This window comes from Sphaerisporangium sp. NPDC051011, from assembly GCF_040653595.1.
In the GTDB taxonomy this organism is placed as follows: domain Bacteria; phylum Actinomycetota; class Actinomycetes; order Streptosporangiales; family Streptosporangiaceae; genus Sphaerisporangium.
The window spans coordinates 31,769-57,258 of sequence record NZ_JBFAGG010000019.1 but is presented as its reverse complement, the minus strand read 5'-3'; the positions used below and the strand labels follow the sequence as shown (position 1 = coordinate 57,258).

13 protein-coding genes and 1 tRNA gene are annotated in these 25,490 nt (G+C 72.4%); 4 read left to right on the top strand and 10 right to left on the bottom strand.

Annotated elements, in window-relative coordinates; translation table 11 throughout:
- Positions 1-2: 2 nt before the first annotated feature.
- From AB0H21_RS33845 to AB0H21_RS33810, 8 genes are all read right to left on the bottom strand, one after another.
- Positions 3-1,730, bottom strand: a complete 1,728-nt coding sequence (locus AB0H21_RS33845; protein ID WP_358525044.1) for an ABC transporter ATP-binding protein — start codon at positions 1,728-1,730, stop codon at positions 3-5.
- On the bottom strand, positions 1,727-2,515 hold the full coding sequence (locus AB0H21_RS33840; RefSeq protein ID WP_358525041.1) for an ABC transporter permease: 789 nt from the start codon (positions 2,513-2,515) through the stop codon (positions 1,727-1,729). The genes AB0H21_RS33845 and AB0H21_RS33840 overlap by 4 nt, the downstream gene beginning before the upstream one ends.
- Positions 2,512-3,486, bottom strand: a complete 975-nt coding sequence (locus AB0H21_RS33835) for an ABC transporter permease (RefSeq protein ID WP_358525039.1) — start codon at positions 3,484-3,486, stop codon at positions 2,512-2,514. Before AB0H21_RS33835 ends, AB0H21_RS33840 begins: the two co-directional genes overlap by 4 nt.
- Entirely contained in the window at positions 3,483-5,036 is a 1,554-nt protein-coding gene (locus AB0H21_RS33830; RefSeq protein ID WP_358525036.1) for an ABC transporter substrate-binding protein, read from the bottom strand. The genes AB0H21_RS33835 and AB0H21_RS33830 overlap by 4 nt, the downstream gene beginning before the upstream one ends.
- On the bottom strand, positions 5,033-6,217 hold the full coding sequence (gene solA, locus AB0H21_RS33825; RefSeq protein WP_358525033.1) for an N-methyl-L-tryptophan oxidase: 1,185 nt from the start codon (positions 6,215-6,217) through the stop codon (positions 5,033-5,035). Before solA ends, AB0H21_RS33830 begins: the two co-directional genes overlap by 4 nt.
- 142 nt (positions 6,218-6,359) lie before the next feature.
- Entirely contained in the window at positions 6,360-6,761 is a 402-nt protein-coding gene (locus tag AB0H21_RS33820) for a DNA-binding protein (RefSeq protein ID WP_358525031.1), read from the bottom strand.
- On the bottom strand, positions 6,758-7,006 hold the full coding sequence (locus AB0H21_RS33815; protein ID WP_358525028.1) for a type II toxin-antitoxin system CcdA family antitoxin: 249 nt from the start codon (positions 7,004-7,006) through the stop codon (positions 6,758-6,760). The genes AB0H21_RS33820 and AB0H21_RS33815 overlap by 4 nt, the downstream gene beginning before the upstream one ends.
- Before the next feature lie 410 nt (positions 7,007-7,416).
- Positions 7,417-7,493, bottom strand: a tRNA-Ile gene (locus AB0H21_RS33810).
- A gap of 233 nt (positions 7,494-7,726) precedes the next feature.
- On the opposite strand from AB0H21_RS33810, the gene AB0H21_RS33805 reads away from it, so the two are divergent.
- From AB0H21_RS33805 to AB0H21_RS33795, 3 genes are all read left to right on the top strand, one after another.
- Positions 7,727-8,602, top strand: coding sequence for an SMI1/KNR4 family protein (locus AB0H21_RS33805; protein WP_358525026.1), 876 nt, complete (start codon positions 7,727-7,729; stop codon positions 8,600-8,602).
- Between the two features lie 211 nt (positions 8,603-8,813).
- On the top strand, positions 8,814-9,353 hold the full coding sequence (locus tag AB0H21_RS33800) for a flavoprotein (protein WP_358525023.1): 540 nt from the start codon (positions 8,814-8,816) through the stop codon (positions 9,351-9,353).
- A gap of 320 nt (positions 9,354-9,673) precedes the next feature.
- Complete coding sequence (locus AB0H21_RS33795) at positions 9,674-11,041, top strand: cation:proton antiporter (protein ID WP_358525020.1); 1,368 nt, start codon at positions 9,674-9,676, stop codon at positions 11,039-11,041.
- Positions 11,042-11,079: 38 nt separating this feature from the next.
- Here the strand turns inward: AB0H21_RS33795 and AB0H21_RS33790 are convergent, their stop codons facing one another.
- The gene (locus AB0H21_RS33790) at positions 11,080-14,616 is read right to left on the bottom strand and encodes a WD40 repeat domain-containing serine/threonine protein kinase (RefSeq protein ID WP_358525018.1); all 3,537 of its coding nucleotides are present in this window, start codon (positions 14,614-14,616) and stop codon (positions 11,080-11,082) included.
- Between the two features lie 115 nt (positions 14,617-14,731).
- Positions 14,732-16,162, bottom strand: a complete 1,431-nt coding sequence (locus AB0H21_RS33785) for a carboxyl transferase domain-containing protein (protein ID WP_358525016.1) — start codon at positions 16,160-16,162, stop codon at positions 14,732-14,734.
- An 868-nt stretch (positions 16,163-17,030) separates the two neighbouring features.
- Here AB0H21_RS33785 and AB0H21_RS33780 point away from each other — a divergent pair.
- Positions 17,031-25,400, top strand: a complete 8,370-nt coding sequence (locus AB0H21_RS33780; RefSeq protein ID WP_358525014.1) for a type I polyketide synthase — start codon at positions 17,031-17,033, stop codon at positions 25,398-25,400.
- Positions 25,401-25,490 lie beyond the last annotated feature (90 nt).

Genomic DNA, 25,490 nt, shown 5'->3' with positions numbered 1-25,490 from the left:
CGTCAAACTCCGATCAAGCTGGGTGCCGCCGCGACCAGCCGTTGGGTGTAGGGATGGGCGGGCGCGCTCAGGATGTCGGAGACGGTTCCCGACTCGCAGACCGCCCCGCGGTCGAGGACCAGGACCCGGTCGGCCGCGACCGACACGACGCCCAGGTCGTGGGTGATGAACAGGGCGGACAGCCCCAGCTCGGCCCGCAACTCGCCGAGCAGCTCCAGGATCGCGGCCTGCACCGAGACGTCCAGCGCTGAGGTGATCTCGTCGCACACCAGCACGTCGGGTGTGGCGGCCAGCGCCCTGGCGATCGCCACCCGTTGGCGCTCACCACCGGAGAGCTGGTGGGGATAGCGCTCGGCCGTCCGCGCGGGCAGCCGTACCTGCTCCAGCAGCGCGCCGACCTCGGCCCGCGCCTGCGCAGCCGACAGCCCGCGCAGAACCTGGGCGGGTCTGGCCAGCTCGTCGCCGATCTGGCGGCGCGGATTGAGCGACTGGTAGGGGCTCTGGAAGATGTACTGGACGCGGCGACGCTGGTCCACCGTACGGCGGCGCACCCGGTCGGCCAGCGGCTCGCCGTCCAGCAGGATCGTGCCCCGGTCCGGGCGGTGCAGGCCGACCAGGCAGCGCGCGATCGTCGTCTTGCCGCTCCCCGACTGGCCGACCAGGGCCAGGCACTCGCCCTTGGCGAGCTCGAAGGACACTCCGTCGGCGGCAACGACCGTCCCATGCCCGGCGTGGAGGTCGCGGACATCCAACAGGGCGCCGTCCCCCGATTCCTGGGCCGGGGTCCGTTGATCACCGAGCGTGATGGGCGGGGTCGCCGCCGAGTGCAGGCAGCGCACCAGATGCCCGTCGGCGATCCACGCAGGCTCAGGCGGTGCCTGGAGGCACTCGGCCGTCTGTTGCGGACAGCGCGGCGCGAAGGCACAGCCCGGGGGCCGGTCCTCGACGCCGACGGCGGTGCCCGGCATGGCGATCGGCCGGGCCGGGCGGCGGTGGTCCGGAATCGACTGGAGCAGGCCGCGGGTGTAGGGGTGTCGTGGCCGCTCCAGCAACGTCGCGGCCGGCCCCTCCTCCACGATCCTCCCCGCGTACATGACGGCGATGCGGTCGGCCAGCTGGGACACCACCGCCAGGTCGTGCGACACGTACACGATCGCCGCGTCCTGCTCCTCGCGCAGCCGGCGCACCTCGTCGAGGACGCTCGCCTGCGTGATGACGTCGAGGCCGGTGGTCGGCTCGTCCATCACGATGAGGGGAGGACCGCAGCACAGCGCCATCGCGATCGTGACCCGCTGCTGCTGGCCGCCGGAGAGCTGGTGGGGGAACCGCTTCGCCGTACCCTCCGACAGGTCCACTGCAGCGAGCAGCTCGAACACGTCACGCGGTCGGCGCATGACGTCGGAGATGGCTGCCCCGATGCGCAGGGAAGGGTTCAGCGCCTGTCCGGCGTCCTGCGGGACGTAGGAGACAAGCTCGCCCCGCACCCGACGGCGAGCGTTCTCCTCCAGTTGGAGGACGTGCTGTCCGGCCACGACCACGTCGCCGGACACGATGGACGTGCCGGTCCGCGCGAAACCCAGCAGGGCCAGCGCGGTCGTGCTCTTGCCGCTGCCCGACTCGCCCACCAGACCGAGGATCTCCCCCGGCCCGAGGCTCAGGTCCACGTCCTCGACGACCGGTTGTCCCGAGGCGAGCTCGATGCGCAGCCCGGTCACGCTCAGCACGCTCATCGTTTGCCTCCGGCCAGCGCGTCGCTGATCAGGTTGATGGCCACGGTGAGCACGCCGAGCATGATCGCGGGGATCAGCACCGACAAGGGGTTCAGATCGAGGTCCATTCCTGCCCTGTTCTCCGAGACCATCAGGCCCCAGTCGGCGGCCGGCGGCTGCATGCCGAGACCGAGGAAGTTGACTCCGGCGATCAGCAGCACCGACCAGGTGCTGCGCAGGCCGATGTCGGCTGCGATGGGCCGCGCGATGTTCGGCAGCACCTCTCGCCGCAGGACCGACACCGAGCTCTCACCACGGACGACCGCCGCCTCGACGTAGCCACGGACCGATTGCTCGGCGGTGGCGGCCCGGATGATCCGCGCGATCGCGGGGACCTGGATGATCGCGGTCGCCAGGACGACGGGCACGATGCCTCGCCCGAGCCCTGTGGCCACCAGCAGGACGAACACCAGCGCGGGGAAGGCGATCAGCACGTCGACGCCACGCATCAGCACCGAGTCCAGCCACGAACGTGTGTAGCCCGCGGCCAGCCCGATCGGGAGCCCGACCGCGTAGGCGAGCAGGGTGGCCAGCCCCGCGTAGGCCAGCACGCTCCAGCCACCGGCCAGTGCTCTCGACAACACGTCGCGGCCCAGGAAGTCGGTCCCCAGCAGGGCGTGGCCGCCCGGCGCGTCGAACGGCAGGCCGATGGTCCTGGCCGGGTCGTGGGGGGCGAGGAGCGGGCCGGCCAGCGCGATGAGGGCGATGAGGCCGAACATCACCAGCCCGATGCGCCGCCCGTTCATGCCGTATCCGTCCTGAGCTTCGGTACGGCGAGCATGACCAGCGCGTCGGCCACGATGGTCACCGCCACGTAGATGACGGCCAGGATCATCGTGACCGACCTGACCTCGGTGTTGTCATGGATGGTGACGGCATCGACGAGTTCCTTTCCGATGCCCGGATAGCCGAACATCACCTCCACGATGAGCAGGCCCCCCACGAGGTACTGCGCGATCAGCGCGAACACTTGGATGCTGGGGGCCAGCGCGTTGCGCAGCGCGTAGCGGCGGATGACGCGCGGCTCGGCGATGCCGTTCAGCCGGGCGACGGCGACGGAATCGGCCGACAACGCCTCCAGCATTCCGGCCCGGATCATCCGTACCGAAGCCCCGACGGTCACCCCGATCAGCGTCAGCACCGGAAGCACGAGCAGCTGGGGAGTTTCGAGCGGGCTATGGCCCGGAGCGATCAGTGACACCGGTGGCAGGACGTCGAGCCAGGTGACGAAAACCGCCAGGATCAGGGCTCCGAGCACGAACTCGGGAAGGGCGGCGGGCACCAGCGTCGCCGTCGAGATCAGGTGATCCTGCCAGCGGCCCGCGCGCAGTGCCACGTACACGCCGAGCAGCAGGGACACCGCGACGATCAGCACGAACGACACCGCGGCGAGCACCACGGAGTTCGCGAGCCTGCCGCTGATCTGGCTCCACACGCTGATGTCGGCACCGGCTACGTAACTCGTGACCGAATGCCCCAGATCCCCGTGCAGCAGCCCGGTGAGCCAGTCCCAGTACTGCCGCGCCAGCGGTCGGTCGAGCCCCATCTCGTGCCGCAAGGCGTCCAGGGCGGGCCCCTTGGCCTGGCGGCCGAGCAGCGCGCTGGCGGCGTCGCCCGGCAGCACGGAGGTGGCGACGAACACCAGGACGGACAGGACCAGCAGCGTGAGCAGGCCCGCGGCGATTCGACGCAGGACGTACACGACCACCGGGTTCATGCGGTGAAGTAGGCGTTGGCCAGGCCGGATGGAAGGCCGAGCGCCAGATATCGGCTCGGCGTGATCCCCGCTACCCGGCTCGACGTGGCGTCGAGATTGTTGACGTTGGCCCACCATATGTAGCCTCCGGCGTCCCACTGCTCCTGCTGTACGGCCAGCCAAGCGCTCTGCGCTGCCGACTCCCGCGTGGCGGCCATCGCGGCGGCGACCTGGACGCCGGTCTGCTCTTTCGTCCAGTGCGTCTCGTTGCCGTAGCCGTCGGGCAGGACGGCGTACTGGTAGAAGTTCGCCAGGTTGGCGAATCCGGCCCAGAGCGTCTGCGCGAACGGTCGCTGCAGGTACTGCAGGGTCGGGTCGAAGTAGGACGTGGCGTCCACCTGGGAGACGTTGATCGTCACGCCGCCGTCCTTGGCCTGTTGGGCGAAGAGCGTCGCCGCCTCGACCATGCCGGGCGCGACGGCCGCCGTCTCCAACGTCACCGTCAGCCCGTCGGCGTACCCGGCTTGCGCCAGCAGCGCCCTGGCCTGCTGGACGTCACGCTTGCGCTGGGGGATCGCGTCGGCGTAGAACTCCAGGCCCTTGCCGAACAGGTCGTTGGCGACGGTGCCGAAGCCGAACAGAGCGACGTCTACGAGTTGCCGGCGGTCCACGAGCAGGCGCATCGCCTGCCTGACGCGTACGTCGTCGAACGGCTTCCGGTCGACGGCCATGTAGAACGCCTGGGAGGCGGTGCTGGGGGTGTCGAGGAGCCTGATACCACTGCTCGCATGCGCTCTGGCCTGGGTGAACGGCATCTGCGCCAGCACGTCGATCTGGCCGCCGAGCAGCGCGTTGACGCGGGCCATGTTGTCGTCGATGGACTGGATGACCAACTCGTCGACGTACGGCTTGCCCTTGTCCCAGTAGACCGGGTTGCGCCGGCAGACGCTCTGCCGGCCCTGGTCGAGCGAGGCGAAGATGAACGGGCCCGTGCCGACCGGCTTGCTGAAGTCGGTGGTGCCGTCCTGCACGACCCAGCAGGCGGAGATCGTCTGGGGGAAGAGCAGGTCGGGGCTCTTGAGGGGGATGACGATGCCGTGCGGTCCAGTGGCCTTGACGTGGTCGAGGTCGACGTTGGCCACGCTGACGGAGAGCTGGTTGTCGGGGTCGGCCATCCAGCGCAGCGTGTAGATCACGTCCTGCACGGTGAAGGGCTTGCCGTCGTGCCAGGTGACGCCCTCGCGGAGGGTTAACGTCCAGGTCCGCGCGTCCTTGCCGGACGTCCAGCGGGTGGCGAGGGCGGGGCGGATCTCCATGTTCGGGCCGATGTCGACGAGCGAGTCGTAGACCGCGCAGGTCATCGCCATGTTGATCAACGCGCTCGTGGCGCCGGAGGGGTTGAACGATTCGGACTTGCCTGCGCCCATCATGCCAACGCGCAGCCGCCCACCTCTTCGCGGCGGGCCTGCGGGCACGCTCGGTGCGGCCGTCGTGCGGGGCCTCCCGCATCCGGCCACGACGCTTGCGCCAACCGCGAGCCCTGCGGCGCCCAGGAAGGTCCTGCGTTTCATGACACCTCCTGCCCAAGCCGGTATCGAGCCGGGGCGGCCTCGGAAAGCGAGGACCGATCCGGGCTGAACGCCTCGATCGGATACTTCGGCGGATTTTCGAAGGCCAGGTCAGCGAGGATACGGCCCAGCAAGCCGGCGAACTTGCCCGCGTGCCCGGCGCCGACCGCCAGGAACACCCGCGGATGCCCAGGGACGGCGCCGACGATGAACTCCCGGTCTCTGGGCAGGTCGTAGACGCAGGTCTTGGCCAGCACGGTCTTCCCCGCCCATGCGGGAAGCCGTTCTCGGAGGAAGCCCCTGACGAACTCCGTCTCCGCCGGATCGGGCTCGAAGCTACGGGTTTCCTGCGTCACGAACCTGCCCGTCATGTCCCTGGCGGCCTTGACGCCCTGCTCGCCGTACATGGGGATGCCGTAGAAGTCGTGGTCGCCGTGCCAGATCCAGATCGGGAACCGGTCGGGACGGAACGCCTCGAGGTCGGCGGCGAAGTACTGGACCTGCTCCTGAGACAGCGCGAGCGGGATCGAGGTGCCAAGCCGTTCGAGCAGCGGCGGCGCCCACGATCCTGCGCAGACGACCAGCGAACCGGCGCTGAAGTCGCCTTGGCCGGTGCGAACCAGCACACCGGTGGACGTCGACTCGATGTCCTGGACCGTGCAGTCGTCCAGCACCGTCGCGCCTTGCTCCCTGGCCAGCCGGAGATGCTGCGCCGTGGCCCGGCGGATGTCGACCAGACCGCCGTCGCGCTGGAAGAGCGCGGTGGTGTCATCGTCGATCACCCACTGCGGCCAGGCATCGCGAACGTCAGCCGCCGTCAGCACGTCGTACGGAATGTCTGCAGCGTCCAGGGACTGCCGGTAGGATTGCAGCACCTCGAAACCGGGCGTATCCACCCTGGCCAGGTCCAGCCCTCCCGTACGGACCACGACCTTTTCGCCGCCGTGCTCCTCGACCTCGGTCCAGGTGTCGTAGGCAGAGGGGGTCAACGCGGTGTAGACCGGTGAGTGGTAGGCATGCCGAATGATACGCGAGTGGTCGTCCGACGAGCCTCTGGAGTGCCCCGGGGTGAACTGCTCGCACACCAGCACGCTTCCGCGCCTGGCCATGCTCAGCCAGTAGGCCGCGGCGGCGCCGAGTGCCCCGGCGCCGATCACGATGTGGTCGTACCTCGCATCTGCCATTGCCGCAGCGTGCCAGCTGACACTGCGGCACGCACGCTACGATTGATGGATCAAATGGTGGATACCGCTACATTTTGTCGCACAGCAAGGTTCGATGACGCCAGATCCGCACAAACCCTGGCCGGTGGCGACTGTTACGCGTTCAGATGCCGATGAGTCGGACGCGGTTGCCGCACAAACGGACCATGTCGTCCACATCGGAGGTCAGCATGGCCACTGGGCCCGGTTGGCGCAATGCCATCTCGGCGATCGTCGCGTCGATCGCGTACTTGTGGCCGTGCAGGCCTGTGGCCTTGAGCAGTTCAGCGGACCTCTTCGCTGCGCTCTCGGTCAATGGTTCGACCTTCACGCGGGAGAGGACCCACTGCAGCCGCGGCATGTCCACTCGTGTGTGGCTGACTTCCACAATGGTGTTGGCGCCGATGACGAAATCGGCACCCATGGAATGAAACACTTGGAACATGGCGAGGATCTTGCGGTCCTGCGCGATCCAGGCGGAGAGCCCTTGGGAGTCGAGGACGACGGTTTCGACATGCTCGATCACGCCGCACTCGCCGAACCGCCGGAACCCGCCGTCCCGAAGATACCGGCGCGGGCCTCGGCCAGTTCCTCGTCGGTGAACTCCCCATGCTCCTCCTGATGACGCAGCAAGTCGGCGGCCAGGAGTTGGTGCCGCAGTTGGCGTGCCACCGCCTCGGCGACATAACCCGAGATGTTGTCCGTGAGCTTCCTGAGCTCGGTGACCTGGTCGTTCTGCAGTGTCACCGTAATGCGTGTCGTGTCGGCCATAGATCAATCATACCGCGGTATGCGCATGCCGTGAGGTGGAACGCACCCTGTCGTTGAGCGCGCTGGAGGACGCGAAGTACGCCAGGGCGGCCCTGGATGCTCTCGCTTCGGCTTGGCCCTGCCACAGAGCGGCAGGCGGTTCACCGACTCGGGGGAAGGCTGCGACGAACGGCGCCTTAAGCACCTTGCAGAGGGCACCAAGCGGATCGTCCCATCCCGCCGGAGCTGGGTCACGATCCTGTGAACGCATCCGGAGACGTATGGCACGGCCATGCACGGCCAAGGACAGAGGTCTCTGGAAACGCTGGCTCCAACATCACGAAATCAGGCTGTAGTACTTATGGCTGCATGCCCAGTAACCATGATCCATTGAGGAACCGCTGCTCAGGCAGGGTTTCCCTGATCAAACGTGGTAGGGCGGGTGGGACTTGAACCCACGACCGACGGATTATGAGTCCGCTGCTCTGACCGGCTGAGCTACCGCCCCGCAAGCCTGGAGTCTCTCATAAGTTGGCGTCCATGTGAGCGACAGGAAGATGTTCACTTTAGCCGGTGCCGGGTCAAGTTTGGGACGGCGGGCGAGATCGGGGGCGGGTGCCGGTCTTCCGGTTGGCCGTGTGGGTGTGGGCGGTGATCGCTAGAGTGCAGTAAGTGATCATGATTCGGTCCCTTCGCCCTGTACGGGTGGCTCTGGCCGTGCTGTTGGTCCTAGGTGGGGCCGTGGCGAGTTCGGGCGAAGTCGAGGTGATCGACTGCGTCGTCGACTCCGTCAGCGGCTCGGCGTCCGTGAAGTGCGACGATCCCGCGACCGAGGCCGAGATACGCGCGCAGGCGTTCACGCCCGAGGAGGCGATGGCCGTGGGATGCGAGCCGATGACGTGGGACGATCCCAGCCAAGGGTCGGTGTTGCTCGAAGAGGCCCCTCCGGAAATGATCTCTACGTTCGAACCGGCTCCCGCCCCCGGTGCCCGGACGCCGGATCCGATGGTCGCGGCTCGGGTCGGGCGGGCCTGGGACACGATCGAGCGGTGGCTGGGGGCGCATGCCTCGGCGACGCTGGGCAGGTTGAGTTTTCCCGCGAAGCCGGAGCATCTGGCGATGTGGGAGCAGAGCCACGCGCGCAGGCTGCCGGACGATCTTTACGCCTCCTACCTCCGCCATGACGGAGCCGAGGGGAACCTGGGTGACGGGTTCCAGCTCCCCCTCTCCTACGGCCTGCTCGGGCTGTCCGACATCGACTACGTCAACGAGAGCAACTGCGAGACGCTCATCCTGGAAGGGGATCCCGAGGCGGCCGACGCCGAGCACGGGAAATGGCACGGCAGCCTGCTGGCGATCGGCGACACGAGCGACGGCCGGGAGCTGTTCGTCGAGCCCCGGACCGGGCGGGTCGGCGAGGCCGCCTGGGACGAGAGGCTTCGCTACGACGGTCCGATGGGCTGGCCGTCGTACCTGGCCCTGCTGGAGGCGCTCGCCCACTCGCTGGAGACCGGTACGGCACTGCGCGACCGGTACCCGGTCGTGACGGCGAAGTGCGAGCTGCGCTGGGCCGAGGACCCTGCGGACTCGCTGCCCGCCGGGTGCCAGGGCTCGTGATACTCGGAGGACGGGGCCGAGCCGGGGGAGGTCATGGCGCTGGCGTTCGGCCCGGAGGGGCGGACGCTGGCCATCGGCTTCAAGGATGGGGTCGTGCAGCTGTGGCAGGGCCGATGAGCGAATCGCCGCCGTGCCAGAATCGCCACGGAAAGGCACGGAACGCGATCATCGTGGATGTGTGTACGGGGTCGTCGAATCGGTGGGAGAGCTCGTGAGCCGGGTCTTGTACGTCGTCGTCTGCGCGGCCGGCGCGGCGCGGGGCGTGGGCAGGTTGGTGGACCTGGCGCAGGACGCCGGGTGGGAGGTGCAGATCGTCGCCACTCCGTCCGCGCTGGACTTCGTCGACGTGCCCGCGCTGGAGGAGCAGACCGGGCGGCCCGTGCGCAGCCGCTACCGCAAGCCGGACGAGCCCAAGCCGCCCCGGCCCGACGCCATCATCGTCGCCCCGGCCACGTACAACACGGTGAACAAGTTCGCCCGGGGCATCGCCGACACCTATGCCCTCGGCCTGCTGGCGGAGGCCCCGGGCCTGGGCATTCCCGTCGTGGTGCTGCCGTTCGTGAACGCCGCGCTGGCCGGGCGGGCGCCGTACCGGCGCAGTGTCGAGGAACTGACGGCCGAGGGGGTCCGCGTCGTCACGGGAGACGCCGGGCCGCACGCGCCCGGCTCGGGCGAGGACGAGCTGGACGCCTTCCCCTGGCACCTCGCGGTTTCCGCGCTCGGCGGCCCGGGCGACACCAAGGCGCCATAACGCCAAGTAGTCGATTTACTACTCATTCCTCCGCGTGGTGGGCGGAAGCTGAGATTGTCTCGTCGGCGCGCGAACTCCAACCGCCGGGCGACCCATGCGTAATTGCGTAGCGTCTGATATCCGAACCCTGTTCTCTCGAGTATCTCTCGGTACCGGCCCAAAAGGCGGGATCGTGCTTACACGTGGTTCACTGAAAGACGCCCGCGCGAGGTTTTCGCCAGCGCACTTCATGTAATACGGCGGCAGATCGCTGAATCCTTGATGCCGTGCGGACGGCCTACTTACCGTGGATCCGCATTGGCGCCTAGGAGAGGTCGCACATGAATGTGAACATCCTCGCCGCACCGGCGACGCCACTCGGCGGTCACCAGCTCCTGATCTTCCTGGTCCAGGTCGCATCCCTCTTACTGCTCGCGTTATGCCTGGGCCGTCTCGCCGAACGCCTGAAGATGCCCGCCATTGTCGGCGAGCTTCTCACCGGCGTGATCCTCGGGCCTTCGCTGCTCGGCCATTTCGCCCCCGGATTCTCGTCCTGGCTGTTCCCCGCCGCCCCGGAGCAGGCGCACCTGCTCGACGCCGTCGGGCAGATCGGCGTCCTGCTCCTGGTCGGCGTGACCGGGACCCATCTGGACGTGGCCATGCTGCGCCGGCGCAGCGCCAGCGCCCTTCGGGTCAGCCTCACCGGCCTGCTGATCCCCCTCGCCCTGGGCATCGCGCTCGGCAGCACGCTGCCCGCCTCGCTCATCCCCGGCGGCACCGACCGCACGGTCTTCGCGATGTTCCTCGGCGTGGCGATGTGCGTGTCGGCCATCCCGGTCATCGCCAAGACCCTGTCGGACATGCGGCTGCTCCACCGCGACGTCGGCCAGCTCACGCTCGCCGCCGGCACCGTGGACGACGCGGTCGGCTGGTTCCTGCTCTCGGTGGTCTCCGCCGCCGCCACCGTCGGCGTGACCCTGCTGGGCGTCTCGCTCTCGGTCGCGTACCTGGTGGGCTTCCTCGCCTTCGCCGTCGTCGCGGGACGCCCGCTGGTGCGGCGTGTGATGAGCCTGACGGCCGGGTCGCGCGAATCCGGCCCCGCGATCGCCACGGCGGTCGTGCTGGTCCTGCTCGGCGCGGTCACGACGCACGCGCTCGGCATGGAGCCGATCTTCGGCGCGCTGGTGGTCGGCACGCTGATCGGCATGACCGGCACGGCGACCCAGAAGCACCTCGCGCCGCTGCGCACGGTGGTGCTGTCGGTGCTCGCCCCTATCTTCATCGCGACGGCGGGCCTGCGGATGGACCTCACCGCGCTGCTCCAGCCGGCCGTCGCCCTGACCGGTCTGGCCGTCCTTGCCATCGCGATCCTCGGCAAGTTCGCCGGGGCCTACCTCGGCGCCCGTCTGAGCCGGCTCGGCAAGTGGGAGGCGGTGGCCCTCGGCGCGGGGATGAACGCGCGCGGGGTGGTCGAGGTCATCGTCGCCATGACCGGCCTGCGGCTCGGCGTGCTCACCACCGCGACCTACACCGTCGTCATCCTGGTCGCGCTGATCACGTCGCTGATGGCGCCGCCGCTGCTGCGGGTGGCCATGCGGCATATCACCCAGAACGACGAGGAACTCCTCCGCAAGGCCGCCCACGAGTCCTGGGCGGGCATGTACGACACGACCGCCCAGCCCTCCCCCACCGGCCCGGCACGCCCCTGAGCCCTTGGTGCCGGCCTCGGGGAACGTGGTCCCCGGCGTCAACCGTCGCAGATGTCGCGGTAGGGGACGTCGGGGAAGGATCTGCGCCACTCCGGCTCGGTGAGGGGGCGGGTGGCGCGGGTGCAGATGGTGGCGGCCTGGGTCTCGGGGTCGATCGCGAGGTCCCGGACGACGCCGGTCGCGTCGAGGAGCCGCAGCCACTGCCCGCCGGAGGCGAAGGCCGCGGTGAGGAGGCGGGCGCTTCCGCCGGGGATCGCCGACCCGAGCGGGGCGGGCGTCGCGACGTCCCAGAGCTGGACGGTCCCGTCGCTCAGGACGGACGCGGCGACGTCGCCCCGGGGAGAGAAAAGCAGGGCCGAGATGGCGGTGCCGGAGGTCGCGACCCGGAAGACGGGACCGCGCCTGCGGCCGGTGGCGACGTCCCAGAAGGCCAGGCGGCCGGATTCGTCCGCGGTCGCGAGGATCCGGCCGTCGGGGCTGAAGGCCCGCGCGACCGCGTACCTGTCGACCCCGCCGGACCCGAACGCCGGCCCGGACGCCTGGCCGGTGGGCACGTCGATGAGCCGACCGGAGGGCGAGCCGACCGGGACGACCGAGTCGCTCGCCGGCCGGAAGACGACCTTCATCTCCGCGCCCGGGTCGAAGGTCTTGATCCAAAGACGCCGCCGTACGTCCCAGGCGAACAGCCGCTGGGGATGCCCGCGCGCCGGTCCTGCGTCGGGCGTCGTCGCGGACACGACCAGGACGCTGCCGTCGCCGTTCATCGCCAGGCCGTACGCGTACCAGTCCCCGGGAAGGGTGACGCTGCCGGTCTCCACGTGCCGCGCGGTGTCCCAGACGCGTACGACGTTGGCGCGGCGGCCGTCGGCGAAGGCGAGAACCCGCCCGTCGCCGCTGAACGCGAGGTAGTCCCGCTCCACGCCGTCCGGCTCGGCCAGGGGGATGCCGGCGCCGAGCGGACGGCGCTGCGCCGCGTCCATCAGCACCAGGTTCCGGGCGCCGGACCGGTGAGTCACCAGGAGCCGGCCGTCGGGGCTCAGCAGCGCGACGTCGGGCCGAGCGCCGGAGAGCCGCGCGGGGGCGCGGATGTCGGAGATGTCGAGGGTCACGACCGTGTCGTCGGCCAGGTAGCGCAGCGCCGTGCCGTCGAAGGCGACCCCGTCGGGGCTCGCCTGGAAGGTGAGCACGGTGACGCCGTCCTCGGCACGGAGGAGCCGCATCCTGTCGCCGCCGACGGCGAGGTACCGTCCGTCGGGGCTGAACCAGATCCCACCGTCGCCGTCGCCGTCGGCGTTCCACAGGGTGCGGCGCGTGCGGACGTCGACGAGCGAGGTGACGTCCCTGCTCACGCAGGCGATGGTCCGTCCGTCAGGGCTGAACGCGATGCCCTGCGGGGCGCCCTCGCAGGTGTCGGCGTCATGCCAGCGGGCCACGGGCGTGCCGCCCGGCAGGCGGAGGAGCTCGAAGCCGTGCTCCATGGTCATCACCGCGGCCAGCGTGTTCTCCGGGTTGAAGGACGCGTGGGTCAGGGCGCCTCGGGGAGCGAATGTGGCGTTCGTCCGGGTATCCCAGATCGTGCCGCCCTGCCCCTCGTACACCTCGACGTACCGGTCGCCCTCCGCGAAGGTGACGAAGTTGAAGATCTCCGGCTCATCCAGGCGATGGCGGGCACCGGTCGGCTTGCCGTTGGTCATGTCCCACACGCTGACGGTGTCGCCGGCCGCGACCGCGAGATACCGTCCGCTCGGGCTGACGTCCGCCCCCCGGAACCGGTCGTCGCCGATGCCGAGCCCGTCCCATCCGCCGGTCCGCTTCCCGCTCCGGAGGTCGTAGACACGGACGCCCTGCGGGGACACGCTGACGAGCCGGCGCCCGTCTGCGGTGATCCGCCGGACGGACTCGCCGCCCGTCCAGGGGTCGGTGAAGACGGCGCGCTCGCGCTGGGCCCAGGAGTTCTGCAGCGCGGCCCGCGTCTGCGCCGTCCCGGACAGCCGCCAGGACGCGACGCCGAGCAGCATGGCGCGGACCGGGTCGGAGGTCCGCGTGCGGTCGGACTCGGAGGCCTCCTGCCCGGCGAGCGCCTGGTCGCGCTGCTCGGCGACGACGCCGCTCTGCCGCACCACCGTCGCGACGGCCACGAGAGACACGACGAGAAGAGCGGCGAGGGTGATCGTGAGCAGGAGGCGGCGGCGTCCGCGCCGGCGCGTGGCCGCCTCGCAGGCGTCGAGGAAGTCGCCTTCCAGCGGGCTGAGCCGCAGGTGGCGGCGTCCGGTGGCGGCCCAGCGCCGCGCGGTCTCCAGGCGGCCGCCCTGCAGGACGTCGCCGTCCCGCCGCCCGTGGCCCTCCCACTGCCGCGCCGCCTGCCGGATCATCGAGTGGACGGCGAGGCCGTCGCGCTCGTCGTCCACCCAGGCCCGCAGCCGGGGCCAGGCGCGCAGCAGGGCGGGCCGGGCCAGCGCGAACTCCTCGCCCCGCTCGGCGACCACGTAGGAGAAGACGGTGAGGACGCGCCGCAGCGCGGCCGTCTCGCCGGGTGTCCTGCCCCCGAACAGCTCCTCGCGGGGAAGCGTCCGGAGCGCGAGGTCGCCGCTCTCGCCCACGCCGACCATGCGCAGGAAGACGTCGGGCACGAGGTTGCGCTCGGACGGGTCGAGGAAGCCGTACACCTCCTCCGCGAGGGTGCCGAGGCCTGGGTCCGCCGGGCCGTCCACGCCGAGCAGGCCCGCCTCGGCGCTGCCGGCCCGCAGCAGGTCGGCCGGGGCGTCGCCGGGCTGGGAGATGAGTCCGAGGAGAAGTTGCCGGGCGGTGGGCCGCTCCTCCGGCTCCTTGCTGAGCGCGGCCTCCACCAGCGGGCGCAGGGAGGCGGGCAGGACGTCCAGGTCGGGATCGGTGGCCAGCACCCGGTGCATGACCGCGCCAAGGCTCTCGGCGTGGAACGGATCGTCCCCGCTCGCGGCGTACAGGACGACGGCGCCCCAGGAGAAGACGTCGGCAGGGGCCGCCGCCCGCTGACCCATGAAGACCTCGGGCGCCATGTACGTGGGAGTGCCGGTGACCAGGCCGCTCGCGGTCAGGGACATCTCCAGCGTCCGGGCCACGCCGAAGTCGATCACCCGGGGGCCGTCGGGGCCGAGGAGCACGTTGTCGGGCTTGAGGTCGCGGTGGATGACGCCGGCGTCGTGGATCGCCGCCAGCGCCGTCGCCACGGCCGTGGCCAGGCGGTGCAGCTCGTCGCCGCGGAACCGGCGGCCGTCGGCGACCGCCTGGCGCAGGCTCGGCCCCGCGACGTACTCGCTGACGATGTACGGCTTGGGGGCCTCCAGGTCGACGGCGAGCACCTGGGCCGTGCAGAACGAGGCGACCCTGCGGACGGCGGTGGCCTCCCTGCCGAACCGGGCGCGCAGGTCCGGGTCGGCCGCCGCGTCCCCGTGCAGCACCTTGACCGCGACCCGCGTCCCCTCGCCGTCGTAGGCCTCGTACACGACGCCCTGACCGCCCGCGCCCAGGCGGCCGCTCAGCCAGAACTCGCCTAGACGCGACGGATCTTCGGGCAGCAGTGCGGACGTCGGCGACATCGACTCACTTCCTCACCACGGAAATCGGTCAGCCCGTTAGATGCCGCCGGAGGCGCGGAGGTTCGTGAGTACGACCGGGAGTCGCGGAAGTCGTCGAGTACGGCTGGAGGCGGGCTTAGAGGGGGATGTTGCCGTGGCGGCCCGTGCGGGCCGGGGCCGCGGCCAGGGCCTCGGCGACGCGGCGACGCGTGGCGCGCGGCTCGATGACCTCGTCCACCACGTCCAGGGCCAGGGCCCGGCGGACGCCGCCCGCCACCCGCTCGTGCTCCGCGACCAGCTCGGCCCGCAGCTCCGCGCGCTCCGCCTCCGGGGTCGCGGCGAGCCGCTTGCGGTGCAGGACGCCGACCGCGGCCTCCGCCCCCATCACCGCGATCTCGGCCGCGGGCCAGGCGTAGACGGCGGTGGCGCCGAGGGAGCGGGAGTTCATCGCGATGTAGGCGCCGCCGTACGACTTGCGCATCACGACGGTCACCCGCGGCACGGTCGCCTCCGCGAACGCGTGCAGCAGCTTGGCGCCGCGCCGGACGACCCCGCCCCACTCCTGGGCCACGCCCGGCAGGTAGCCGGGGACGTCCACCAGCACGACCAGCGGAACGCCCAGGGCATCGCACATGCGGACGAACCGCGCGGCCTTCTCGGCGGACAGGGAGTCCAGGCAGCCTCCCTTGCGCAGCGGGTTGCTGGCCACGACCCCGACCGCGCGCCCCGCGAGCCGCCCCAACCCGACGACGATGTTCGGCGCCCAGCGCGCCTGGAACTCCTCGAACCCCGGCGACCCGTCCTCGCCCGGGTCGAGCACCGCGCGCACGATCGGGTGGACGTCGTACGCGCGGCGCGGCGACTCGGGGAGCAGCGCGCCCGGGTCGCGGCCGTCGTCCACGCCCGCGAGGTCGAGCCGCCCCGGATCGGCGAAGAAACCCGTGATCAGCCGGGCGCGCCGGTAGGCGTCGTCCTCGGTCGTGGCGATCACGTGGGCGACCCCGGAGCGGCGGCCGTGCGCGTCCGTGCCGCCCAGCCCCTCCATGTCGATGTCCTCGCCGGTCACGCTGCGCACCACGTCAGGGCCGGTCACGAAGACGCGCGCCGACTCGGCCATGATGATCACATCGGTCAGCGCGGGGCCGTACGCGGCGGCGCCCGCCGCAGGACCGAGGATGACCGAGATCTGCGGCACCCAGCCCGACGCGCGGGTGAACGCGGCGAACACCAGCCCGCAGCCGTGCATGGACTCCACGCCGTCGGCGAGCCGCGCGCCGCCCGAGTGCCACAGGCCGATGATCGGGCAGCGGCGGCGCATCGCCTCGTCCACCGCCTCGACGATGCGCAGCGCGCCGTCCAGGCCGAGGGCGCCTCCCATCACGGTGGCGTCGGTGCAGAACGCGACCACCTGCCGGCCGCCGATGGTCCCGGCCGCCGCGAGCACTCCCGCGCCGTCCACGGGGTGGAGGAAGACGACCGAGTCGGGGTCCAGCAGGCGGGCGAGTCTCGTCTCCGGAGCGGCGGGGTGGCTGCCGAGCCGCTCAGCCGGTGCGGCGGTGACGGTCATAGGGGCTCCTCACGCGTTTCACCGCCGCGCACGCGGGCGGGACATGTTCAGGACGCCGTCACGCCGCGTCGCGTCCCGGCTCGTTCACCGCGCCGGCCAGGCCCGCCACGGTGAATCTGTCAGCACGCTAGACGCCGCCCACGAAAACGTCCAATAGGGTTTTCTGATGAATGGGGTGAAGGAATTCATATGACCGATCGAATGCGCGAACAGGGGTGGAACGCACTTGACGTCATCCGGAAATGCGTGCGACCGTCAGTCGGGTGAACAGGTCAGCACTGACGACCAGGCGACGTCACGTCGACTATCATCGGGTCACCTCCACATCGTGTCGAATCGCGGCCCGATGCCGTCCGGACGTGGGAAGTGAGAACGTCCGGTAAAGAGCGTCGCCATGCTTCCGCAGGCGCCGTCTCACGTCCGCCCGGCCCGGATCGCCGCCGCTCCGAGCCTCCGAGGAAAGCCCGCACCCGCCGTGACGCGCCTGATCCGCCATGGTGGGACGGCCGCGGGCAGGTGCTCGCGAAAAGGGGCGGGAACACCAGAGAATTCCAGCGGTAATCGCACGCCGAAAAAGCGGCCCCGGACGGCCGCCATGGTCGCGGCGAGCCGCGCATGCCGCGGTGATAATACGCGCACGACGCGTGACCGGCCGCCGCGCGCGTAATAGGCGAACCCTTCCACCTTCCCGCCGTAATCGGCGAACGCCGGTGACCGCCCCCGCCGGATTCCGCGCGGACCCGGCGCGGAGCCGCGCGAACCGGCCTGGCGCCGGCGTCCGCGTGCCGCGGATATCCGACGATGCCCGGACGGCCGGCGAAGAGTTTCGAGAACTGTGATGGCTGACGACGCGAGGCGGATACAGGAAATGTCGAGCGAGGCGACGGCGAACGGTTTCAGACCGGGCGGCGCGAACGACTCCAGCACGAACGACTCCAGCACGGGCGGCTCCAGCACGGGCGGCTCCAGCACGGGCGGCTCCAGCACGGGCGGCACGGACGACCTGAAGCCGGGCGGCGCGAACGGCGCGAAGCCGGGCGGCACGGACGGCTTCGGACAGGGCGGCGCGGACGGCGAAGCGGTGGCGGTGATCGGGCTGGCCTGCCGGCTGCCCGGGGCCGGCGACCCGGAGGCGCTGTGGAGGCTCCTGCGGTCCGGCGAGCACGCGATCGGCGAGCCCTCACCGGCCAGGCTGCGCCCCGAGCCCGGGATCGCCGGGCGCCGCGCCGGCCACCTCGACCAGGTGGACGGCTTCGACGCCGGCTTCTTCGGCGTCTCGCCGCGCGAGGCCGCCGCGATGGACCCGCAGCAGCGGCTCGTCCTGGAGCTGAGCTGGGAGGTGCTGGAGGACGCGGGCATCCTGCCCGGCTCCCTGGACGGGGTCGCGGCCGGGGTCTTCGTCGGCGCCATCGCCTCCGACTACGCGGCGCTGGTCCACCGGGGCGGCGAGGACGCGATCGGCCGGCACACCCTCACCGGGCTGAACCACGGAATCCTCGCCAACCGGGTCTCCTACGCCCTCGGGCTGCGCGGGCCGAGCCTCACCGTGGACACCGCCCAGTCGTCCGCGCTGGTCGCCGTGCACCTGGCCTGCGAGAGCGTGCGCCGGGGCGAGTCCGAGATCGCCATCGCGGGCGGCGTCCAGCTCAACCTGGTGCACGAGAGCACCGTCACCGCGGAACGCTTCGGCGGGCTCTCCCCCGACGCCCGCTCGTACGCCTTCGACGCCCGCGCCAACGGCTACGTGCGCGGGGAGGGCGCGGGGCTCGTCCTGCTCAAGCCGCTGGCGCGGGCGCTGGGGGACGGCGACACCGTGCACGCGGTGATCCGCGGCGGCGCGGTCAACAACGACGGCGCCACCGACGGGCTGACCGTGCCGAACCCGCGCGCCCAGGAGGAGGTGGTCCGCCTCGCGCTGCGCCGGGCCGGGATCGAGCCGGGCGCCGTCCAGTACGTCGAGGCTCACGGCACCGGCACGAAGGTCGGCGACCCGATCGAGGCGCGGGCGCTCGGTGCGGCCCTGGGCGCCGCCCGTCCGGCCGACCGGCCGCTGATCGTCGGGTCGGTGAAGACGAACGTCGGGCACCTGGAGGGCGCGGCGGGCATCGCCGGGCTGCTCAAGGCCGTGCTCAGCCTCCGTCACCGGGAGATCCCCGCCAGCCTCGGCTTCGAGACGCCGAACCCGGCCATCGACTTCGACGCGCTCAACCTGCGTGTGGCCGCCACCGCGCTCCCCTGGCCCAGGCCGGACGCGCCGCTGGTGGCGGGCGTGAGCTCGTTCGGCATGGGCGGCACCAACTGCCACGTCGTCCTCACCGAGGCCCCCGAGGCGGCCTTCGCGCGCCCCCTCGCCGAGGCGGTGAACGGCGCGTCCGGGAACGCGGTGGGCGATGCGGCCGGGGAGGCGGGCCGAGGTGCGTCTGAGGAGGCGGACGGCGGGCCGCTGCCGTTCGTGGTGTCCGGACGGGACGTCGGCGCGCTGCGCGAGCAGGCCGCGCGGCTGGCGGAGACCGTCGCCGCCGGAGCCCCCCTGCCCGACCTGGCCTTCTCCCTGAGCACGACGCGCACCGCGTTCGAGCAGCGCGCCGTGCTCGTGGAGGCGGACCGCGAGGCGCTGGCCGCCGCGCTGCGCGCGCTCGCCGACGGGAACCCCACCCCGGCCACCGTCCAGGGCAGGATCCCCGAGACGGCGAGCACGACCGGCCGAGCGACCGGACGGACGGGAACGTCCGGGCGAACGGGCGCGGGCGGGCGGGCCGATGCGGTGGCGCGTGAGGGCGGGCGGGCGGTGTTCGTCTTCCCGGGCCAGGGCGGGCAGTGGGTCGGCATGGGCCGCGAGCTGGCCCATCGGTCCCCTGTCTACGCCGAGCACCTGCGCGCGGTCGCCGAGAGCCTGGAGCCGCACGTGGACTGGGCGCCCGCCGATGTGCTGTGGAACCGCCCGGGCGCGGCGTCGCTGGACGACGTCGAGGTGGTGCAGCCGGCCCTGTTCGCCGTCATGGTCGCGCTCGCCCGCCTGTGGGAGTCGTCAGGCGTCCGGCCCGGCGCCGTCATCGGGCACTCGCAGGGCGAGATCGCCGCCGCGCACGTCGCCGGCGCGCTGTCCCTGGAGGACGCCGCCGCGCTGGTCGTCCTGCGCAGCCAGGCCATCGCCGCGATCTCCGGCCGGGGCGGCGGCATGGTGTCGCTGCCGCTGCCCGTCGACCGGGTGCGCGACCGGCTGTCCCGCTGGGAGGGCAGGCTGGGCATCGGCGCGGTCAACGGCCCCTCGGCGACGGTCGTGTCCGGGGACGGCGACGCGCTGGAGGAGCTGACCGCGCTGTACGAGGCCGAGGACGTCCCCGTGCGCCGCGTGAACATCGACTACGCCTCGCATTCGCCGCACGTCGAGGCGGTCCGGGACCGGCTGCTGGAGGTCCTGCCCGGCTATGTGACGCATCAGACCGATGTCGCGTTCTACTCGACCGTGACCGGCGGTCTCCTGGACGCCGCCGACCTCGACGTCGGCTACTGGTACCGCAACCTGCGCAGGCCCGTCGAGTTCGACCGGGCCGTCCGCGCCGCGCTCGCCGACGGGCACGACGTGTTCGTCGAGAGCGGCCCGCATCCCATCCTGGTGGTGGGCCTGCGGCAGATCCTCGACGACGCCGGTGCCGGGCGTGCCGCCGTGGTCACCGAGACCCTGCGCCGCGACCAGGGCGGCCTCGGGCGCTTCCTGCGCTCGGCGGCCCGGCTGCACGTCCACGGCGTGCCGGTGGATTGGACGCGGGCCCTCCCCCGGGACGCGCGGCGCGTCCCGCTGCCGACGTACGCCTTCCAGCGGCGGCCGTACTGGCTGGGAACGGCAGCCGCCGGGGCGGTCGCGAGCCCTCGTGACGAGAGCGTACGCGCCACGGACCCACAAGCCGGCCTCCACGACGCGGAGCCCCCCGTCACGGCTCCCGCCGGGGTCGTGGCCGTGAACGTCCCGTCCCCGGCGGACGGCGGCGAGGCGGAGGCCGCGGGCGAGGCGGCCCTGCTGGAGCTGGCGCTCGCCGCGACGGCGGCCGTGCTGGGCCACGCCGACCCGGTGGCCGTGGACGCGGAGCGGTCGTTCCGCGACCTCGGCCTCGACTCGCTCGGCGCGGTCGAGCTGCGCGACAGGCTGGCGGACGTGACCGGCCTCGCCGTCCCCGCCACCGTGACCTTCGACCACCCCACCCCGCTCGCGATCGCCCGCTACCTGCACGCCGAGGCGACCGGCCGTACCGAGGACGCCGGCGAGTCCCGTACGGCCGCGACCGCGTGGGCGGACGAGCCGATCGCGCTGGTGGCGATGAGCGGACGCTGGCCGGGCGGCGCCGACACCCCGGAGGAGCTGTGGGACCTGGTCCACGCCGGCGCCGACGCCGTCACCGGCTTCCCGGCGAACCGGGGCTGGGACCTGGAGGCCCTGTACGACCCCGGCTCGGCCCGTCCCGGCACGTCGTACACCCGCAGCGGCGGCTTCCTGCACGACGCCGACCGGTTCGACGCGGAGTTCTTCGGCATCAGCCCCCGCGAGGCGGCCGTCATGGACCCGCAGCAGCGCCTGCTGCTCGAATCGTCCTGGGAACTGCTCGAACGGGCGGGCATCGCGCCGCGCTCGCTGCACGGCACCCGCACGGGGGTGTTCGTCGGGGCGATGCCGCAGGAGTACGGGCCGCGCCTGCACGAGATGGGCGAGGACGCCGAGGGGTACGCGCTGACGGGTACCGCGACCAGCGTCGTCTCCGGGCGCGTGGCCTACACCTTCGGGTTCCAGGGCCCCGCCGTCAGCGTGGACACCGCCTGCTCGTCCTCGCTGGTCGCGCTGCACCTGGCGGTCCAGTCGCTGCGCGGCGGCGAGTCCGACCTGGCCATCGCGGGCGGGGTCACGGTGATGTCCACGCCGGGCATGTTCACCGAGTTCTCGCGGCAGCGCGGGCTGGCCCCCGATGGGCGGTGCAAGCCGTTCGCGGCTACGGCCGACGGCACGGCGTGGGCGGAGGGGGTCGGCCTGCTGCTGGTCGAGCGGCTCTCGGACGCGCGCCGGAACGGCCACCCGGTGCTCGCGGTCATCAGGGGCACCGCGATCAACCAGGATGGCGCGTCCAACGGGCTCACCGCCCCGAACGGGCCGTCGCAGCGGCGGCTCGTCCGCGACGCGCTCGCCGCTGCCGGGCTGGAGCCCGCCGATGTCGACGTCGTCGAGGCGCACGGCACGGGAACCACCCTGGGCGACCCCATCGAGGCGCAGGCGATCATCGCGACGTACGGGCGGGACCGTCCCGCCGACCGTCCGCTGCTGCTGGGGTCGGTCAAGTCGAACATCGGGCACGCGCAGGCCGCGGCCGGGGTGGCCGGCATGATCAAGCTGGTGCACGCGCTGCGGCACGGGGTGGTGCCGAAGACGCTGCACATCGACGAGCCAAGCCCGCACGTGGACTGGTCGGCCGGCACCGTACGGCTCGTCACCGACACCGTCCCGTGGCCGGAGACAGGACGACCGCGCCGGGCGGCGCTGTCGTCCTTCGGCATCAGCGGCACGAACGCCCACGTCATCATCGAGGAACCGCCCGCCCCGCTCGCGACGGCCGAGGCGTCCGGGGAGACGTCGGCGCGGCCTCTGCCGTTCGTGGTCTCGGCGCGGTCGGAGCAGGGGTTGCGCGGGCAGGCGGGGAAGCTCGCCGCCCATCTGGCCGCCCGTCCGGATCTGGACGCGGGTGACCTGGCGTTCTCACTGGCCACGACCCGCGCGACGCTGGAGCACCGGGCGGTGATCGTCGGCGGGCCGGACGCGCTACGGGAAGGGCTGCGCGCGCTCGCGCAGGGTGGGACGGCCCCCGGCACGGTCACCGGTACGGCCGCCGAGAAGCCGCGGGTCGCGTTCGTGTTCAGCGGCCAGGGCAGCCAGTACGCGGGGATGACCCGGGAGCTGTACGAGACCTATCCCGCCTACGCCGAAGCCCTGGACGAGATCACCGCCCAGCTCGACACCCACCTCACCGGCCACACCACCGAACCCCTGATCGACGCGATCCTCCACTCGGCGACACCGAGCGGCCCAGGTGACACGGCACCGGTCAACCGAACCCTCTACACCCAGCCCGCACTGTTCGCCATCCAGACCGCACTGACACGCCTGCTGGGATCGTTCGGGATCAACCCGGACATCGTCACCGGGCACTCGATCGGCGCGATCTCGGCGGCCCACGCGGCCGGCATCCTCACCCTGCCCGACGCGGCGCGCCTCATCGCCACCCGGGCCGTCGCGCTCAACACGCTCACCCGGCCGGGCGCCATGGCGGCCGTCCAGGCCGACCGGACCGAGGTGGAGCAGGCGATCAGCGCGCACGAGCTGAGCGGGCAGGTCTCCATCGCCGCGCTCAACGCCCCGGCCTCGATCGTCGTCTCCGGCGACCCCGACGCCATCGGCACCCTCACCGCCCACTTCGCCGGGCAGGGACGCAAGACCAGGCGGCTGACCGTCAGCCACGCCTTCCACTCCCACCACCTCGACCCGGCCCTGGACGGCTTCCAGGCGGCCATCGCGGACATCGGCGCCGCCCCACCGGCCATCACCTACGTCTCCGACCTGACCGGGACCGTCCTCGACACGGCGCCGACGGCCGAATACTGGGCCCGCCACCTGCGCAATCCCGTCCTCTTCCACCAGGCCGTCCAAACCGTCCACGAGCACACCCGGGCGACCGGCGGCCACACCACCTACCTGGAGATCGGGCCGGACGCGACCCTCACCCCGCTGGTCCACCAGTCCCTGACCGGCGAGGACACCACGGCCGTCCCCGTCCTGCGCCGCGACAGGCCGGACGCCGCCACCCTGCTCACCGCCGTGGCCACCGTCCACACCCACGCCGCCCCGGCCGACTGGACTCCCGCACTGTCACCCGGCGCGCGCGCCGTCGACCTCCCCACCTACGCCTTCCAGCGGCGACGGCACTGGCTGGACGCCCGGACGCCCGAGAGCGGGCCGAAGGCGGAGGCCGACGCGGGCGCCGGGTTCTGGGACGCGGTCACGCGGGGCGACGCGGATGCGCTGGCCAGGACGCTGGGGACGGACGATCCCGGCGTCCGGGACTCCCTCGGCGTGGTGTTGCCGGCCCTCGCCACCTGGCGGGCCGGGCGGGACACCCGGGCGGCGATCGACGGGTGGCGGTACCGGGTCACGTGGCGTCCACTCGCCGCGGCCACGACTCCCCCGGCTCCGGGGCGCTGGCTCGTGGTGATGCCGGACAGCTCCGAGGTGGCCGCGGAGTGGGGTCGCGCCCTCGCGACCGCGCTGGCCGAGCACGGCGGCGAGGCGGTGCCCCTCGTCCTGGACGCCGCGTCGGCCGACCGGCGGGCGGTCGCGTCCGTCCTGACCGGGCTGACCAGCCACGACAGTCTCGCGGGGCACGGAGCGGGGATGTCCGAGATCCCTCCCGACGGTGACGGGCTCGCCGGGGTTCTGTCGCTGTCATCCCTCGATGACGGTCCCCATCCGCGCCATCCGGCCGTCCCGCGCGGCGCCGCCGCCGACGTGACGCTGATCCAGGCCCTGGACGACGCCGGGATCCGCGCGCCGCTCTGGCTCGCGACCCGGGGAGCCGTCTCCACCGGCCCGTCCGACCCGGCGAAGCCGGAACAACAGGGCGGGCCGTGGCAGGCCGTGGCCTGGGGACTCGCGGGGGTCGTCGCGGCCGAGAAGCCCGAGCGCTGGGGCGGCGTCCTCGACCTTCCCGCCACCCCTGAGGGCCGCGTCGCCCGGCTGGCCGTCGAGGCCTTCACCGGCGCGCACGGGGAGACGGAGCTGGCGGTCCGCGCGTCCGGCACGCACGCCCGCCGCCTGGTGCCCGCGCCCCTCGGCGACGCGCCCGCGCGCCCGCCGTGGAAGCCGCGCGACACGGTGCTCGTCACCGGAGGCACGGGCGCGCTCGGCGCGCGGCTGGCCCGCAGGCTGGCCCGGCGCGGCGCCGACCACCTGCTGCTGGTCAGCCGTCGCGGCCCGGACGCGCCCGGCGCCGCCGCCCTGCGCGACGAGCTCGCCGCGCTGGGCTCCCAGGTCACCATCGCCGCCTGCGACGTGGCCGACCGCGAGGCGCTCGCGGCCGTGCTCGCCGCGATCCCGGAGGAGTTCCCGCTGGCGTCGGTCTTCCACACCTCGGCGGTGCTGGACGACGCGCTGCTCGACGCGCTCACGCCGGAGCGGATGGACGGCGTGCACCGGGTCAAGGCCGGCGGCGCGTTCGCCCTGCACGAGCTCACGCGCGAGATGGACCTGTCGGCGTTCGTGCTGTTCTCGTCGGTCACCGGCACGATGGGCACGGCCGGGCAGGGCAACTACGCGCCGGGCAACGCGGTGCTGGACGCGCTGGCCGACCACCGCCGCTCCCTCGGCCTCTCCGCCACCTCGATCGCCTGGGGGCACTGGGACGGCGACGGCATCGCCGGGCCCGGGGCCGTACGGGAGCTGCGGCGCGGCGGGCTGCTGCCCATGGACCCGGAGCTCGCCGTGACCGCGCTGGAAGAGGCGCTCGACCACGGCGAGACGCGGCTGGTCGTGGCCCGCGTGGACTGGCCGGCCGCCGGCGCGGGCCGCCCGCTGTTCTCCGAGATCCCCGCGGCCCGCACGGCTCCGGTGATACAGCGGGAGCAGGGCTCCGGCGACGCCCCGGCGCTGCCCGGCCGGCTCGCCGGGGCGTCGGAGGGCGAGCGGCGGCAGATGGTGCGCAAGCTCGTCCGCGCCGAGGTGGCCGCCGTCCTCGGGTACGCCTCGGCGGCGACCGTGGACGACCAGCGCGGCTTCCGTGACCAGGGGTTCAGCTCGCTCAGCGGGGTCGAGCTGCGCAACCGCCTGACCAGGGCGACCGGCGTCGCGCTGCCGAGCACGCTGGTCTTCGACCACCCGACGCCCGCGGCGCTGACGGACCACCTGAACGCCGTCCTCGCGCCCGAGCCGGAGTCGCCGCTGGACGCGGTGCTCGCGAAGATCGACGAGCTGGAGGCGCTGCTGTCCGGCCCCGCCGTGCGGGCGGCGGACCAGGAGGCGGCGTCGGCGCGGCTGCGCCTGCTCCTGCACGCGCCCGGCGCCGAGGCGGGGAGCGGTACGGACGCGCCGCCGGGGTCGCCCGGCCATGATGGCGGGGCGCCCCCTCGGACGGCCGCCGGCGCGGACCTGTCGATGGCCTCCGACGACGAACTCATCAGCTTCATCAGCGACGAACTCGGCATCTCATGACCGGACCGTCCACGAGATCACCGGCGGCCCCGCCCGCGGACCCGCACGACCGTCGCGACCGCCGGGACACCGGACCTCCTCGGCTCCTCA